Genomic DNA, 13,892 nt, shown 5'->3' with positions numbered 1-13,892 from the left:
CGCCGCCTATGCCGCAACCGCCGAGGCCGGCTGAGGGATGCGGATGCCGCGTTCCTCGAGCAGCGGCAGCACGTTGTCCCGGAAGTAGGGGAACTCCTCGACATAGTCGACGAAGGAAAGCGTCGTGCCGCGGAAGCCCGCCGCATGCAGCGAGGCGATGCCGTCGGCCACCTGCTCCGGCGTGCCGGTGAGCGGGAAGCCGCCATGGCCGGCCGCCATCCGGTCGCGGATCAGCGCCAGGAGATCGTGCGGAAAGGACTGGGCGTGCGCGAACTGCAGCCGCACCAGATTGTCGACCGCCTCCCAGTCGGCATTGGTCTGGCCGAAATGCTGGAGGTAGTCTTTTGCCTCCTTCTCCGTGGGCCGGCAGACGACGTGGCAGAAGGTCAGCACGTCGATGTCGCGGCCTGCCGCCTTGCCCTGTGCCTTCAGCGCGGCGATCTCCTCGCCCGAGCGGGAGAGATCGATCGCCGGTGTGAACAGGAAGTCGGCGTTGCGCACCGCGAATTCCCGCCCCTGCGCCGAGCCGGCGGCGTTGAGGATCGGCAGCGGCGCTGAAGGGCGGGGGTCGCCGAGCACGTTCTTGAGCTGGAAGAACTTGCCGTCCCAGTCGAAGGCCTCCTCGCGGCTCCACAGCGCCTTGACGATGTCGAACCATTCCTGCGCATAGCCGTAGCGCGTCTCGTGGTCGTCGGGCAGCGTCAGCCCGAGCGCCCGGTATTCCGGCTTGTTCCAGCCGGCGACGATGTTGAGGCCGATGCGGCCGCCGCTGATCTGGTCGATCGTGGCGAGTTGCTTGGCAACGACGACCGGATGATTGGCTGCGGTGTGCGTCGTGGCGAAGACGGTGATATCGTTGGTGTGCGCCAGGAGGCCGGCGGCCCAGGTGATCGTCTCAAGCACGCTGCCGTGGAAGTTGGTCTCGCCGCCATAGCCGATCCAGCGGGCGATCGGCAGCATGAAGTCGATGCCGGCGGCATCGAGCAGTTTTGCCAGTTTCAGATTGTTGTCCCAGGAGCTTTTCCAGCGCTCCGGCAGCTTGGTGACGGTCATGCCGCCCGAGCAGTTGGACGCGAACGTGCCGAGCAGGAACTGGTCACGATTGAACATGCGGTTGCGTGGCGAAACCATCGCATTCTCCTCCAAAGTTGCACCCCGATTTATGATTTATTTTATGATAGAAAGTCTATTTGAAGATCGATGTGGACGCAAGCGGTCCCCTGATGCAGTTTCGCCCGCGGAGGAGTTTCATGTCGAACCGCAGGCAGCAGCCCGACGCACCGAAGTCGCTCGATCGATCGTGGCATCTGGCCCGGACGCCTGAGGAGATGAACGTCGCCGGCATCGAATACGCGCTGATCCGATGCTTCGAGGCATTCGGGCACTGGCAGGCCGAGTGCCTCGCCTCGGTCGCCGAGTTCTCCGCCAGCGGGCCGGAAAACGCACTGCTTCACATGATCCGCGCCAACGACCGACCGAAGAGCGTGCGCGACCTCGCGCATATGGCGAACCGCCAGGACGTGCCCAACATCCAGTACAGCCTGCGCAAGCTGATCAAGGGCGGACTGGTGGCGAAGAGCGGCAGCGGACGATCCGGCGTCACCTACGAGGCCACCGAAGTCGGCCGCGACGTCTGCGACCGCTTCGCCGACGTGCGCGCGGAGCTTCTCGTCCAGTCGATCGCGCGGCTGCCCGAACTGGCGAAGCGGCTGCCGGACGCCGCGCATGCGCTCGACCTGATGACCGGTATCTACGAGCAGGCCGCGCGTGAAGCGGCAACGCACCGGCACAGGCCCGGCTCGCAACCGCCTGCCGGAGCAGAAAAAGGGACATCGCGAAGGAGGACGTAAACATGCGAAATCTTGGCGCAATGCGGATCGCCGCCATCCTGTCGCTGGCGGCGCTGGCTTCTCCCACGATGGCCGAACAGGCGCCTTCGGGCATCAAGCGGACGCCGCTCCAGGCGATCGACTTTCCCGAGGGCTACAAGACCGTGACGGGGCTCGCCGAAGTCGCGCCCGGCCATGCCTCGGGCATGCACACGCATCCGGGCATCGAGACCGGCTATGTGCTCGACGGCGAGGTGCTGATGATCGTCGAGGGCCAGCCCGACCGCAGGCTGAAAGCGGGCGACTCCTTCGTCATCCCACCCGGAGCGGCGCACGACGTGAAGAGCGTCGGCAGCGTGCCGGCGAAGGCCGTCAGCGTGTTCGTGGTCGACAAGACGAAGCCACTGGCAAGCCCGGCGAAGTAGCCTACTCCCTCAACCCCGCTTGCCTCAGCAGCGGCAGCACGCGGTCGCTGAAGAAGGGCAGTTCCTGCGTGTAGTTGACGAAGGAGAGCGCGATCCCCTCGTAGCCCTGCGCGGAGATCGCGATCATCTCTTCGGCGATCTTTTCCGGTGATCCGACCAGCGGATAGGAGCCCGCCCCGCCGGCGAAGCGCTGGCGGTAGCGGTCATAGGCATGCGCGTCGTGCGACTGCGAGAACTCCTTCTTGCCTGCCATGTGCTGGTCGACCGCCGCGTGGTCGGCCATGGTCACGGCATAGCGCGTGTAATAGGCCTCGGCCTCCGCATCCGTCTCGCGGCAGACGACATGCGCAACGGTGTAGCAGCCGACCGTGCGGCCGATCTTTTGCGCGCGCCCGGCGATGTCGGCGACGTGCTTTCCGGCTTCCGCGATTTCCGAGAAGGTGGTGAACAGATAGTCGCAATGCGCGGCGGCGAAATCGCGGCCCGGCCCGCCGAAGGCAGCGTTCATCGTCACCGGGCGCGGCGCCTGCAGGCTCGCCGGGCGGCTGACCGCCTCCTTCAGGTGATAATACTCGCCATCGAAGTCGATCGGCTCGTCGGACGCATAGAGCCTTTCGACGATGTCGATCCATTCGGTGGCCTGGTCGTAGCCCTTCTCGACCAGCGGCGTGCCGAACATGCCGAACTCCTTCGGGTTCCAGCCGCAGACGATGTTGAGGCCTGCGCGGCCATGGCTGATGTGGTCGACGGTCGCCAGCGCCTTCGCCGCATAGAGCGGATGCACCAGCGGCACGTGCACCGTCATGAACAGGCCGATGCGCTCGGTCGCCGCCGCCAGGCCAGCGGCCCAGGTGAATGTCTCGAAGGAATGCTCGCGCACGCGGTTCTTGCCGCCAAACCCTTTCCAGCGGGCGATCGGCAGGAAGAACTCCAGCCCGGCGCGGTCGGCGATCTGCGCTGCGCTGAGATTGTCGTCCCAGCCGGCCTGCCAGCGTTCCGGCACGTCGGTGATGGCGAGCCCGCCATCGGCGTTGGCCGAGAAGACGCCGAGCTTCAGCCGGTTCGACCCCTTCAGGGGATGTTGCTTGATCATGCGCGGTCCTCCCGACCTGCGTTCTTCTTTGCTGTACGCAATTCCGGGCGCAAAACCGCTGCGCACTTTTGCTGGAATTGCTCTGACGCTACGGCCGGGTGAAAATATTTCAAGCCTGAAATAGCGCTTCGCAGCAGTCGCGTTTGCCGCTATGCCTTGGCATCCACAGGGAGGTCGGTATGAAGGAATTCCGCGACAGGACCATCGGCAACGCGCCGCTCGTCGGCGTCTTCGCCGAGATCCCGCACCCGGTAGCGGTCGAGGTAACGGCGCTGGCGAAGCCCGACTTCATCTGCATCGACTGGGAGCACAGCCAGATCGCCCGCGACCAGATCGAGAACCTCGTCCGCGCCTCCGACATCCACCGCATCCCGGCCATGGTTCGCGTGCCCGGCCACGCGCCGGAGGAGATCGCCGCCGCGCTCGACGGCGGCGCGCGCGGTATCCTGGCGCCGCGCGTCTCCACCGCCGCGCAGGCCGCGGCGATCGTGAAAGCCTCGCGTTATCCGCCTCAGGGCGAGCGCGGCGTCGGCCCGAGCCGCGCCACCAATTACGGCTACGGCATCTTCGACTACCTAGCCGACGCCAACGCCTCAATCGTGGTGGCCGTGCAGGTCGAAACCGCCGAAGGCCTTGCCAATGTCGACAAGATCGCAGCCGTGGAGGGCGTCGACGTCGTCTTCATCGGGCCGGGCGACCTTTCCGTCTCGCTCGACGCCTGGCGGCCCGAGGGCGCGCAGAAGCTCGCGAAAGCCATAGAGAAGATCATCGCCGCGACGCTGAAGCACGGCAAGGCCGCCGGCATCTTCTGCGGCCGTCCGGAGGACGTCGCCCGATGGGCGGAGAAGGGCGCGAGTTTCTTCATCCTCGCCAGCGACACCATGTTCCTCGGCGCCGCCACCGCCGCCGGCCTCGCCGAGGCCAAGACCGGTTTCAAGCCCGCGAAACGAAAGCGGAGCGCGAAGGGCTAATTTTTTAAGCTTAAAACTTTTGCCTTGAAAAGCGCTCGGGTTCGGATAGCATCTTTGGCCAGAAATCGCGTGGGACAGTGGCCCGGGAGTGGAGCTTGGGGCGGTCCGCGTAAGCCTGAAGCAATTCCAGCAAAAGTGCACCGCGGTTTTGCGTCCGGAATTGCGTGGAAACCTTAGTCGCGCAAAGGGTCCGGTCACTTGTCCTTCCTGCCACCCCAGTCGTCCTCCGCGGCAAAGGCCCGCTATGCCTTCGACGGCATCCGCGCGCAGATCCGCGACCTCCACACCGAAAACATCGCCAACCTCGCCGTGCGGGCGCAGGAACTCGGCGACGTCATCGCGCTGTGGTACGGTGAAGGCGACATGGTGACGCCGGCCTTCATCCGCGACGCGGCGAAGGCCGCCTTCGACGAAGGCCTCACCTTCTACATCCCCAACATGCGCGGCTACGGCCCGCTCAACGAGGCGCTGTCCGAGTACCAGAGCCGGCTGCACGGCCAGCCTATCCCCGTGACCCGGACCACCGTCGCCCCGAGCGGCATGCAGGCGCTCTACATGGCGCTGGAGCTCCTCGTCGATGTCGGCACCAACGTCGTCTACATCGCGCCGCAATGGCCAAACATCCACAACGCCATCCACCTGATCGGCGGCGAGCCGCGTCCCTTCGCGCTCGATTTCGACGGCGACTGGAAGCTTGACCTCGACCGGCTGTTCGCGAGCTGCGACGCGCGTACCCGCGCCATCTTCCTCTCCACGCCGTCGAACCCGACCGGTTGGACCGCGACCCGCGCCGAGATGGAGGCGCTGCTCGACTTCAGCCGCCGCACCGGCGTCTGGATCATCTCCGACGAGGTCTACAACCGCCTCTATTTCGATGGCCAGTGCGCACCTTCCATCCTGCAGATCGCCGACGATGGCGACCGCGTCCTGTCGGTCAACAGCTTCTCCAAGGCCTGGGCGATGACCGGCTGGCGCGTCGGCTGGCTGACGCATCCGTCCGGCGTCGCCGACCAGCTCGGCGCGATGACCCAGTACATCAACAGCGGCACCGCCGGCCCGCTCCAGGCCGGCGCGGTCGCGGCGCTCCGCCAGGGCGAGCCGCTGGTCGAGGAAATCCGCCAGCGCATCAGGACCGGTCTCGACCTCGCCTATGACCGGCTGGCGAAAATCCCCGGCATCATCCTGCCCACCAAGCCGAAGGGCGGCATGTACGCATTCTTCGCCATGCAAGGCGAAAGCGACTCTCGCAAGCTCTGCGCAGACATACTGGAAAAGGCGCATGTAGGACTGGCGCCGGGCTATCTGTTCGGCGACGCATCAGCCGCGTTCGTGCGGATGTGCGTCTATCGCGACGCCGGCCAGATCGAGACCGCGCTCGAGCGCATGCTCGCCATGAAGAATTGACGCCTGCCCGCAAGCGCGGCGTCCACAGAACCGGAAGGGGAGGACTCGTCCGGACCAACCAGAGGGAAAGACAAGATGAACTTCACCCGTCGCAGTCTGCTCATACTCGCCGCCGCGGTCGGCGTCGCCGCCGCGCCTGCCGCCGCCGTCGCGCAGGACGTGCTCAACGTCGGCTCCTATCCGAACAACCCGCCCTTCGAGTTCAAGGCCGAGAGCGGCAATTTCGAAGGGTTTGAGGTCGACATCGTCACCGAAGCCGCCAAGCGCGCCGGCATGAGCGTCAACATCGAGGGCTACGACTTCCAGCCGCTGTTCGCGGCCACCAGTTCGAAGCGCATCGACGCTGCGATCTCATCGATCACCATCACGCCCGAGCGCCTCGGCTCGCAGTCCTTCACGCAACCCTACTACGATTCCGACATGGGCGTCGCCGCCACGGTCGACGGCGCGGTGAAGGGTCTCGCCGACCTCAAGGGCAAGGTCGTCGGCGTGCTCTCGGGCTCGACCGGCGACAAGTGGTCGAAGGAGAACCAGGAGAAGTACGGCTTCAGCGAGATCAAGGGCTACAACACCCAGCAGGAAGTGCTGCTCGACCTCGCCGCCGGCCGCGTCGACGGCGTGGTCAGCGACATCCCCGGCATGGAATACGCCTTCACCAAGATGAAGGGGCTGGGCGTCGTCGAGCGCATCAAGACCGGCGAGCAATACGGTCTGATGATGACCAAGGATTCTCCGCTGCTCGACAAGATCAACAACGCAATGACCGAGATGAAGAAGGACGGCACCATGCAGGCGATCCACAAGAAGTGGTTCGGCACCGAAGCGCCGGCCGACTCCTCGACCGTCAAGGAAGCGCCGCTGCCGAAGGCCTGACAGCCGCTTGACCAACCGGTTTGACGGATCGTGCCGGCCCCAGAGTGACGCATTCTGGGGCCGGCGCAATTCCGGAGCATCGGACCGGGCCGCGTGAGCGAAAAGCGTGAAGCGGCTTCAGACGAATCCGACGCTCCGACAAGACGATAGAACCAGTCTCAACCCCCACTTCCCGGGCGCCCGCCGATGACCCTTGTCGATACCTTCTTCAACGTCGATGTCCTCGTCTCAGCTTTGCCGGCGCTGCTGCGCGGCCTCATCAACACGCTGAAGCTCGGATTGCTTGCCATCGGCATCGGCATTCCGCTCGGCCTGCTGATCAGCCTGGTCCGCCTCTACGCGCCGGCGCCGTTCCGCTGGCTCGCAATCGGCTACATCGACATCTTCCGCGCCATGCCGGTGCTGGTGGTGCTGATCCTGATCTACTACGCGCTGCCCTTCGTCGGCATCCGCTTCTCGTCCATGGTGTCGGCGACGCTCGCCTTCGTGTTCATCATGTCGGCTTATTCGGCCGAGGTGTTCCGCTCGGGCATCGAAAGCATCCCGAAGGGCCAGTTCGAGGCCGCGCAGGCGCTCGGCCTGCCCTTCGTGCTGACGCTGCGCAAGGTGATCCTGCCGCAGGCGGTGAAGCTCGTCATTCCGCCGACCACCAGCAATTGCGTGTCGATGTTCAAGGACACGTCGCTCGCCTCCGCGGTGGCGCTTCCCGAGCTCCTGAAAGAGGCCAACGACGCGCAGGCGCTTTACGCCAACCCCTCACCGCTGATCGGTGCCGCACTTGTCTACCTCGCCTTCCTTTGGCCGATGGTGCGCCTGGTCGGCTATGTCGAGAAGCGCAGCAAGGCCGCTGCAGCGCGCTGACCCGCATCCAAGAAAAGCAGATTCGAGAAATCCAATGAACCAGCATCAATCCGCCGCCGAAGCCTTTCCCGTCGAGAAGATCAGGGCGATGTTCCCGGCGCTCCAGAAGGCCGGCGACTTCATCTTCCTGGACAATGCCGCAGGCGCGCAGATCCCGCAAAGCGTGCTCGACGCGGTGACCGACCATCTCGTCTCGCACAATGTGCAGCGCGGCGGCCGCTACGGCCGCAGCGTCACCGTCGACCGCGTCATCGACGAGGCGCGCGAGAGCGTGGCGACCCTGATCAACGCATACAGCCCGGCCGAGATCTGTTTCGGCATGAACGCGACGTCCTTCATCCGCCTGGTCAGCCTCGGCATCGGCCAGATGATCTCCCGCGACCGGACGCGCGACGAGATCGTCGTCACAGACATGGATCACGACGCCAACATCGCGACGTGGCTGGCGCTGGAGGCGCAGGGCGCGAAGTTCATCTGGTGGCGCATGCGCGAGGACGGCAACCTGCATGTCGACGACCTGAAGCCGCTGGTCGGCGACCGCACGCGGCTCATCGCCTGTACGGTGACGGCGCATTCGATCGGCTCGATCGTCGACGTCGCCTCAGTGGCGAAGATCGCGCATGCGGCCGGCGCGGAGGTCTTCCTCGACTGCGTGCATTACGGCCCGCACGGGCTGATCGACGTGCAGGCCTGGGAGTGCGATTACCTCGTCTGCTCCGGCTACAAGAATTTCTCGCCGCATATGGGCTTCCTCTGGGGCCGCTTCGATCTCCTGAAGCGCCTGCCCACCTTCCGCGAGGACTTCATTCCCGACGAGCCGCCCTATAAGGTCGAGGCCGGCACCTTCATCTACGAGAACGTCGCCGGCATGGACGCCGCGGTGCGCTATCTGGAATCGATCGGCCGCAACTTCGCGCCGTCGAACAACCGCACGCGGCGCGAGAACATCGTCGCCGGCATGGGCGCCATCCGGCAATACGAGCTTGTGCTGGCGCGGGCCATGATGAAGGTGCTGAAGGATTGCGGGGCGACGATCTACGGCGTCGCCGACGAGGCCAGGCTCGACGAGCGCGTACCGACCTTCTGCTTCAACATCGGAAAACTGTCGCCGCAGCAAATCGTCGAAGAGATGGCGAAGCGCGATATCGGCATCCGTGACGGCCACATGTACGCGCCGCGCCTGATGAACCGCCTCAACCTCTCGATGGATTCCGGCGCCATCCGCGCCTCGCTCGTCCACTACAACACGCTGGACGAGGTCCGCCGCTTCGGCGAGGCGCTGAAGGCGGTGATCGCCAAGCTGAGGTGAGCCTCGTGACGCCTGCCATCGCCCGGTGCGGGTCGGTTTCCGACGCGGGCTCGGGTCTTAAGCTGCCTCGGCTATCCCGCTCGCGGGCGTGACGGCCGCGACAACCGCATCTGCCGACCATTCCAGAAATTCGGCATCCTTGCGCAACTCGTCCAGAGTGCGCGGCATGGGCCGCTCGCCCGCCCAGTCCTCGAAAGCGAAACCGAGAGCTACACCAGCCTCGTGCAAGGCGGAGTCCAACGTGTCGCCAACGGCGATCACACCCGGAACATCCGGGAACGAAACGCCGTAACCGCTGTCGGCTTCCTTGTGTATCAGGGCGATATAGTGCGTCATCGTCAATCCTTTGCCCAGCCGGCCTGCGCATAGATAGAACGGACGGTGCCGAGCGGTATGTCTCTGCGCGGATGCGTCACGATGACGATCCTGCCGCTCGCGGAATGCCTGAACTTGTGATGCGAACCGCGCACAGACATCAGTTCGAAGCCATCCGACTTCAATCTGCGTATGATATCGCGGCTATCCTTGAGCATCAAACCTCAAAAATTCGGGGAACAGCGCCCCCAGCAGCCGACCATCTTCCCCTTGTTCGACACGCTAATTGCGGATGCCCGCACCGTCCCCTCGTCCGTCACTTCATGACACCTTCTCCCCGCACAATGCGGGGAGAAGGTGGAAGAATGCCTACTCCCCGTAGCCGATGATGCCCTTGACCTCGAGGAAGTCGTGGATCGCCCAGTCGGCATATTCGCGGCCGTTGCCGGACTGCTTGTAGCCGCCGAACGGGGCGAAGGTGTCCCATTCGGGATAGTTGATCGAGACCTGGCCGGCGCGGAGCCGCGCCGCGACCGAACGCGCATGGTCGAGGTTCTTCGACTGGACATAGGCGGCGAGCCCGTAGACCGTGTCGTTGGCGATCTTCACAGCGTCGTCGTCGTCCTCATAGGAGACGACCGACAGCACCGGTCCGAAGATCTCCTCCTTCTCGATCGACATGCCGGGCTTCACATGGCCGAAGACGGTCGGGCGGATGTAGTAGCCGCGGTTCAGATGCTCGGGACGGCCGAGCCCACCGGTCACCAGCGTAGCGCCCTCCTTGATGCCCTTCTCGATCAGGCCCTGGATCTTGTCGAACTGGATCTGGCTGACCACCGGGCCAAGTTGGGTGTCCTCCGAGCGCGGGTCACCGACGCTGTGGGCTTCAGCCGCCTTCTTGGCAACTTCAAGCGCCTCGTCATGGCGCGCGGCCGGCACCAGCATGCGGGTCGGCGCATCGCAGGACTGGCCGCTGTTGCCGAAGCAGGCGTTGACGCCCTTCCTGACCGCGCGCTCGAAATCGGCGTCGGACAGGATGATGTTGGCCGACTTGCCACCGAGTTCCTGTGCCACGCGCTTGACCGTCTTCGCGGCGGTCTCGGCAACGATGATGCCGGCGCGGGTCGAGCCGGTGAAAGACACCATGTCGACGTCGGGATGGCCGGCCATGATCTGGCCGACATCCGGCCCGGTGCCGTTGATCATGTTGTAGACGCCCTTCGGCGTACCCGCGGCGTCCATCACCTCGGAGAAGACGATGCCGGAGATCGGCGCGACCTCGGAAGGCTTCAGCACCACGGTACAGCCGGCGGCGATCGCCGGAGCCACCTTGCAGACGATCTGGTTGAGCGGCCAGTTCCACGGAGTGATCAGCGCGCAGACGCCGATCGGTTCCTTGACCACCATGGTTCCGCCGCGACGTTCGCTGAACTCGTAGTCCTCGAGCGCCTTGATCGTCGATTCCATATGCGCCCTGCCCGCCCAGGCCTGCGCCTCGCGCGCCCAGCTGATGGGCGAACCGTTTTCGTAGCTGACGGCCTGCGCGATATCCTCGTAGCGCTCGTTGTAGACTTCGAGGATGCGCCGCAAGAGCGCCAGCCGCTCCTCCTTGCTGGTCAGCGAGAAGGACGGGAACGCCGCCTTTGCCGCGGCGACGGCGCGGTCGACATCGGCCTTCGTGCCGACGGAAATCTGCGTGTAGGCCTCTTCGGTCGAGGGGTCGATGACGTCGAGAAGCGCCGGCTTCACCGGGTCCACCCATTTGCCGTCGATGTAGAATTTCTGATGGTTGCTCATGGATTACTCACCTCTTCGATCATCTTCGGGATGGACTTAACACGAAGAAGCGCAGCCTGCACAACAGCCACGGAAGTGACCCTCATTGTCCAGGCGCGGCAACTCGACCGGACTGCGGGCTAGACCGGTCGATAGACGCGCTCGGCCGTGTTCCAGAAGATGTCGGCCTCGGCCTTCGCCCCATGCCTGGCGACGGCCTTGCGGTGCGCCGCGATCAGCTCGGCATGCGTGGTCCAGAGCTTCTCGATCGGAAAATTCGAGCCGAACATCAGCCGGTCGCTGCCGAGGATTTCGATCGCATTGTCGACAACCGTGCCAATCACTTGCGGGTCGTTGCGGTGCACGAAGGTGCCGAGGCCGGAGAGTTTGGCGTAGAGATTGGGCGCCTTGACCAGGGTGCGCAATCCTGCCTTCCACTCCTCCACGACCGGCTCGGCGAGGTCGGTCAGCATGCCGGTGTGGGTGAGGATAAAATCGGTTTCCGGATTCTCTCCAACGAGTTGCAGCCCGTCCTTCATCTGTGCCGGAAAGAGCTGGAGGTCGAAAGAGAGCCCGTAGTCCTTCAGCCGCGCGACATTTTTCTTCACCACCGGGTCGATGACCTGGTCGGCAGATTTCGCGAAGCGGAAGGCCGGTGTCTCGTGCCAGTGGAGCTGCATGCGCACGCCGCGCAGCAGCGGGTATTTCACCAGCCGGTCGATCTGCGGCCTGACGTCATCCACCGTCATGTCGGCATAACCGACGATCGCATGCGGCCAGCCGCTCGCCTTGGCAGTGTCGCTGAGGAAGGCGACCTCCTTCTCGAAATCCTCCTTCGCCCAGTTGGTCTGGACGTAGACCGCCTTCTCGACCCCGGAACCTTGCTGGTCGGCAAGAAACTCCTCGATCGGATAGTCGCGGCGGATCGGCTCGTAGGGTCCGAAGATGCGCGGCACCATCGGCCCGACCAGCCAGGGCTGGTCCTGCTGGCGCCAGATGTGGAAATGCGAGTCGATGGCTTTCTGCATCAGAGGGTTCTCCTCCAGATCGTTTCGGCCGATGGTGCGGCCCGGGCGAGCGTCAGCATGAAATCGGCGAGATCGGCCAGCGACGAGCCGTCGACCAGATCGTCGAGCGAGGGCAGGATCGCCTTCAGCGCCGCTGTCTCTGGCGAGAAACGGGGATCGCCGGCGAGCGGCGTGGCGAGCGACAGGCGGAAGGCGCGCGCGCCTAGCCGGCGGATCGCCGTCTCCATCTCGGCATAGTCGCCGCGCTCCAGTCCGTCCGAGAGGAGAAGAACCGCCGCCCCACGCGCGAAGGCGGCGAAGCGCGGCACCGACAGGAAGGCGAGCAAGGTCGGGCCGATGCGTGTGCCACCGTCCCAGTCCTCGACCAGCGCGGCAGTACGGCCGAGCGCGGCGTCGACGTCGCGGAGCTTGAGGGCGCGGGTGATGCGGGTCAGCCGCGTGCCGAGCGTGAAGACCTCGACGCGGTCGGTCGCCTGCACGGCGCTGTGCGCGAGCTTCAGGTAGTCGCCGGTATGGAGCTTCATCGAGCCGGAGATGTCGATCAGGATCAGCAGCCCACGCGAGACTGTCGAACGGCGGCGGAACGGCGGCGCAGGCACGTCGCCGTCCGCCCGCACGATGGCGCGGAGCGCGCGCCGGAGATCAGGCGAGCCGCGGGAATTCGTTCGCACCGAGCGCAAGGAGCGGCGTTGCGGCAGGGCAGAGGGAAGCGCCTTGCGGAAGCTGTTGAGTGTCTCTTGGTCGCTGCGGAACGTCCGGCAGCCAAGCTGCTCCAGCACCGAGGCGGATTCGCCGCTCTCCTCCTGCCTGAGTTCCGGCTGCTCCCCTTCCCGCTCGACGCCCGAGTCGTCCTTGGTCTCGGTATCCTCGTCGCCCTCGGCATCCACCGTGACGGTCGTCTCGCCGTAGAAGAAGCTACGGAACAATGCATCGAATTCGGCGATGCGGTCGTGCGGGGGCCCGAGCGTCGCCAGGGCCGCCTGCCTGATGTCCTCCATCGAGCGGGGTCCGAGCAGGGTGACGCCCTGCATGAAGGCAATCGCCTGCTCGCCCGCCACTGGAAAGCCGAAACGCCTGAGATGCCTGGCAAAACCGGCGAAGGGGCGCGCGGCGGGCGGGAGCGCGGTCACGCCAGCGCCCTTTCGAGGATGCGGTCGAGCTCGGGATCGAGGAAACGCATGTCCTCCTCGTCCTTGACCAGCACGCCGAGCGCGCGGCGGAAGGCTTCCGGCCAGGGGCTGCCGCCCTTTTCGAGCACGGTCGCGGCGTTCGCCCATTCGACTGCCTCGGCGATGCCGGGCGGTTTTGCCAGCGGTCTTGTGCGGATCTCGCCGACGGCTTTTGCCACGGCGCGCGCGGTTGCCTCGGCGACCTCGCCGGCGCGCAACATGATGATATCAGCCTCGCGTTCGGCATCCGGGTAGGCGATCCAGTGATAGACGCAGCGGCGGCGCAGCGCCTCGGCAAGCTCGCGCGTGCGGTTGGAGGTGAGCACCACCAGCGGCTGGCTGCGTGAACAAATTGTGCCGCGCTCGGGAATGGTGATCTGGAAATCCGAAAGGAATTCAAGCAGCAAGGCTTCGAATTCGTGATCGGACCGGTCGATTTCGTCCACAAGCAGCACCCTGCGCTCGGGATCCTGCAGAACCTGCAGCAAAGGGCGCGCGATCAGGAAACGGTCGTCGTAGATATCGACCTCGCGCTCGCCCGCCTGGCGGATGGCGAGAAGCTGGCGCTGATAGTTCCATTCATAGAGCGCGTGGGCAGCGTCGATGCCCTCGTAGCATTGCAGGCGGACGAGATCGCGCGAGAGAAGCGAAGCGATGGCCTTGGCGGCTTCCGTCTTGCCGACGCCCGGCGCACCCTCCAGGAGCAACGGCTTGCCGAGCCGGATGGCGAGGAAGATGGCGGTCGCGAGACCGTCGTCGGCGAGATAGCGCATTTCGGCGAGGCCGGAGGCCAGCGCCTCCGGCGACTCCGCGATGCCATTCTTCGCGATGTCCGGCAT

At 65.2% G+C, this 13,892-nt stretch carries 15 protein-coding genes; 7 read left to right on the top strand and 8 right to left on the bottom strand.

Going from position 1 to position 13,892, the window contains the following annotated elements; all coding sequences use genetic code 11:
• Positions 1–6: 6 nt before the first annotated feature.
• Positions 7–1,131, bottom strand: a complete 1,125-nt coding sequence (locus D8676_RS21465; protein WP_121583146.1) for an LLM class flavin-dependent oxidoreductase — start codon at positions 1,129–1,131, stop codon at positions 7–9.
• 119 nt (positions 1,132–1,250) lie between these two features.
• Between D8676_RS21465 and D8676_RS21460 the strand changes: the two genes are divergently transcribed.
• Entirely contained in the window at positions 1,251–1,850 is a 600-nt protein-coding gene (locus D8676_RS21460) for a winged helix DNA-binding protein (RefSeq protein ID WP_121583145.1), read from the top strand.
• A gap of 20 nt (positions 1,851–1,870) precedes the next feature.
• Positions 1,871–2,254 carry a cupin domain-containing protein gene (locus D8676_RS21455; protein ID WP_121583212.1) on the top strand — a complete coding sequence of 128 codons (384 nt, stop codon included), beginning with the start codon at positions 1,871–1,873 and terminating at the stop codon, positions 2,252–2,254.
• A gap of 1 nt (position 2,255) precedes the next feature.
• On the opposite strand, the gene D8676_RS21450 is transcribed toward D8676_RS21455, so the two are convergent.
• Positions 2,256–3,347, bottom strand: coding sequence for an LLM class flavin-dependent oxidoreductase (locus D8676_RS21450; protein ID WP_121583144.1), 1,092 nt, complete (start codon positions 3,345–3,347; stop codon positions 2,256–2,258).
• 179 nt (positions 3,348–3,526) lie between these two features.
• On the opposite strand from D8676_RS21450, the gene D8676_RS21445 reads away from it, so the two are divergent.
• From D8676_RS21445 to D8676_RS21425, 5 genes are all read left to right on the top strand, one after another.
• Entirely contained in the window at positions 3,527–4,318 is a 792-nt protein-coding gene (locus D8676_RS21445) for an aldolase/citrate lyase family protein (RefSeq protein WP_121583143.1), read from the top strand.
• A 198-nt stretch (positions 4,319–4,516) separates the two neighbouring features.
• Entirely contained in the window at positions 4,517–5,722 is a 1,206-nt protein-coding gene (locus D8676_RS21440; protein ID WP_121583142.1) for a pyridoxal phosphate-dependent aminotransferase, read from the top strand.
• A 75-nt stretch (positions 5,723–5,797) separates the two neighbouring features.
• Positions 5,798–6,595, top strand: a complete 798-nt coding sequence (locus D8676_RS21435; RefSeq protein ID WP_121583141.1) for an ABC transporter substrate-binding protein — start codon at positions 5,798–5,800, stop codon at positions 6,593–6,595.
• A 186-nt stretch (positions 6,596–6,781) separates the two neighbouring features.
• Positions 6,782–7,456, top strand: a complete 675-nt coding sequence (locus tag D8676_RS21430) for an amino acid ABC transporter permease (protein WP_121583140.1) — start codon at positions 6,782–6,784, stop codon at positions 7,454–7,456.
• Positions 7,457–7,490: 34 nt separating this feature from the next.
• On the top strand, positions 7,491–8,765 hold the full coding sequence (locus D8676_RS21425; protein ID WP_121583139.1) for a cysteine desulfurase-like protein: 1,275 nt from the start codon (positions 7,491–7,493) through the stop codon (positions 8,763–8,765).
• Positions 8,766–8,822: 57 nt separating this feature from the next.
• Here the strand turns inward: D8676_RS21425 and D8676_RS21420 are convergent, their stop codons facing one another.
• The 6 genes from D8676_RS21420 to D8676_RS21395 form a co-directional block, all read right to left on the bottom strand.
• The gene (locus D8676_RS21420) at positions 8,823–9,101 is read right to left on the bottom strand and encodes a type II toxin-antitoxin system HicB family antitoxin (RefSeq protein ID WP_121583138.1); all 279 of its coding nucleotides are present in this window, start codon (positions 9,099–9,101) and stop codon (positions 8,823–8,825) included.
• 2 nt (positions 9,102–9,103) lie between these two features.
• Positions 9,104–9,298: a type II toxin-antitoxin system HicA family toxin gene (locus D8676_RS21415; RefSeq protein WP_121583137.1), complete on the bottom strand. Its 195-nt coding sequence runs from the start codon at positions 9,296–9,298 to the stop codon at positions 9,104–9,106.
• 151 nt (positions 9,299–9,449) lie between these two features.
• Positions 9,450–10,877 carry an aldehyde dehydrogenase family protein gene (locus D8676_RS21410; RefSeq protein WP_121583136.1) on the bottom strand — a complete coding sequence of 476 codons (1,428 nt, stop codon included), beginning with the start codon at positions 10,875–10,877 and terminating at the stop codon, positions 9,450–9,452.
• Between the two features lie 119 nt (positions 10,878–10,996).
• Complete coding sequence (locus tag D8676_RS21405) at positions 10,997–11,884, bottom strand: amidohydrolase (protein ID WP_183097190.1); 888 nt, start codon at positions 11,882–11,884, stop codon at positions 10,997–10,999.
• Positions 11,884–13,014, bottom strand: coding sequence for a VWA domain-containing protein (locus D8676_RS21400; RefSeq protein ID WP_121583134.1), 1,131 nt, complete (start codon positions 13,012–13,014; stop codon positions 11,884–11,886). Before D8676_RS21400 ends, D8676_RS21405 begins: the two co-directional genes overlap by 1 nt.
• Positions 13,011–13,892, bottom strand: a complete 882-nt coding sequence (locus tag D8676_RS21395; protein ID WP_121583133.1) for a MoxR family ATPase — start codon at positions 13,890–13,892, stop codon at positions 13,011–13,013. Before D8676_RS21395 ends, D8676_RS21400 begins: the two co-directional genes overlap by 4 nt.

It is taken from the genome of Mesorhizobium sp. YM1C-6-2 (assembly GCF_003666685.1).
In the GTDB taxonomy this organism is placed as follows: Bacteria; Pseudomonadota; Alphaproteobacteria; order Rhizobiales; family Rhizobiaceae; genus Mesorhizobium_K.
The sequence above is the reverse complement of the archived record's forward strand: the minus strand, read 5'-3'. Positions and strand labels throughout refer to the sequence as shown.

What these genes read in the sequence shown, in the direction of transcription:
- D8676_RS21465 (WP_121583146.1), bottom strand. Translation starts at nt 1,131, where the DNA reads ATGGTTTCGCCACGCAACCGCATGTTCAATCGTGACCAGTTCCTGCTC.
- D8676_RS21460 (WP_121583145.1), top strand. Translation starts at nt 1,251, where the DNA reads ATGTCGAACCGCAGGCAGCAGCCCGACGCACCGAAGTCGCTCGATCGA.
- D8676_RS21455 (WP_121583212.1), top strand. Translation starts at nt 1,871, where the DNA reads ATGCGGATCGCCGCCATCCTGTCGCTGGCGGCGCTGGCTTCTCCCACG.
- D8676_RS21450 (WP_121583144.1), bottom strand. Translation starts at nt 3,347, where the DNA reads ATGATCAAGCAACATCCCCTGAAGGGGTCGAACCGGCTGAAGCTCGGC.
- D8676_RS21445 (WP_121583143.1), top strand. Translation starts at nt 3,527, where the DNA reads ATGAAGGAATTCCGCGACAGGACCATCGGCAACGCGCCGCTCGTCGGC.
- D8676_RS21435 (WP_121583141.1), top strand. Translation starts at nt 5,798, where the DNA reads ATGAACTTCACCCGTCGCAGTCTGCTCATACTCGCCGCCGCGGTCGGC.
- D8676_RS21430 (WP_121583140.1), top strand. Translation starts at nt 6,782, where the DNA reads ATGACCCTTGTCGATACCTTCTTCAACGTCGATGTCCTCGTCTCAGCT.
- D8676_RS21425 (WP_121583139.1), top strand. Translation starts at nt 7,491, where the DNA reads ATGAACCAGCATCAATCCGCCGCCGAAGCCTTTCCCGTCGAGAAGATC.
- D8676_RS21420 (WP_121583138.1), bottom strand. Translation starts at nt 9,101, where the DNA reads ATGACGCACTATATCGCCCTGATACACAAGGAAGCCGACAGCGGTTAC.
- D8676_RS21415 (WP_121583137.1), bottom strand. Translation starts at nt 9,298, where the DNA reads ATGCTCAAGGATAGCCGCGATATCATACGCAGATTGAAGTCGGATGGC.
- D8676_RS21410 (WP_121583136.1), bottom strand. Translation starts at nt 10,877, where the DNA reads ATGAGCAACCATCAGAAATTCTACATCGACGGCAAATGGGTGGACCCG.
- D8676_RS21405 (WP_183097190.1), bottom strand. Translation starts at nt 11,884, where the DNA reads ATGCAGAAAGCCATCGACTCGCATTTCCACATCTGGCGCCAGCAGGAC.
- D8676_RS21395 (WP_121583133.1), bottom strand. Translation starts at nt 13,892, where the DNA reads ATGCCGGACATCGCGAAGAATGGCATCGCGGAGTCGCCGGAGGCGCTG.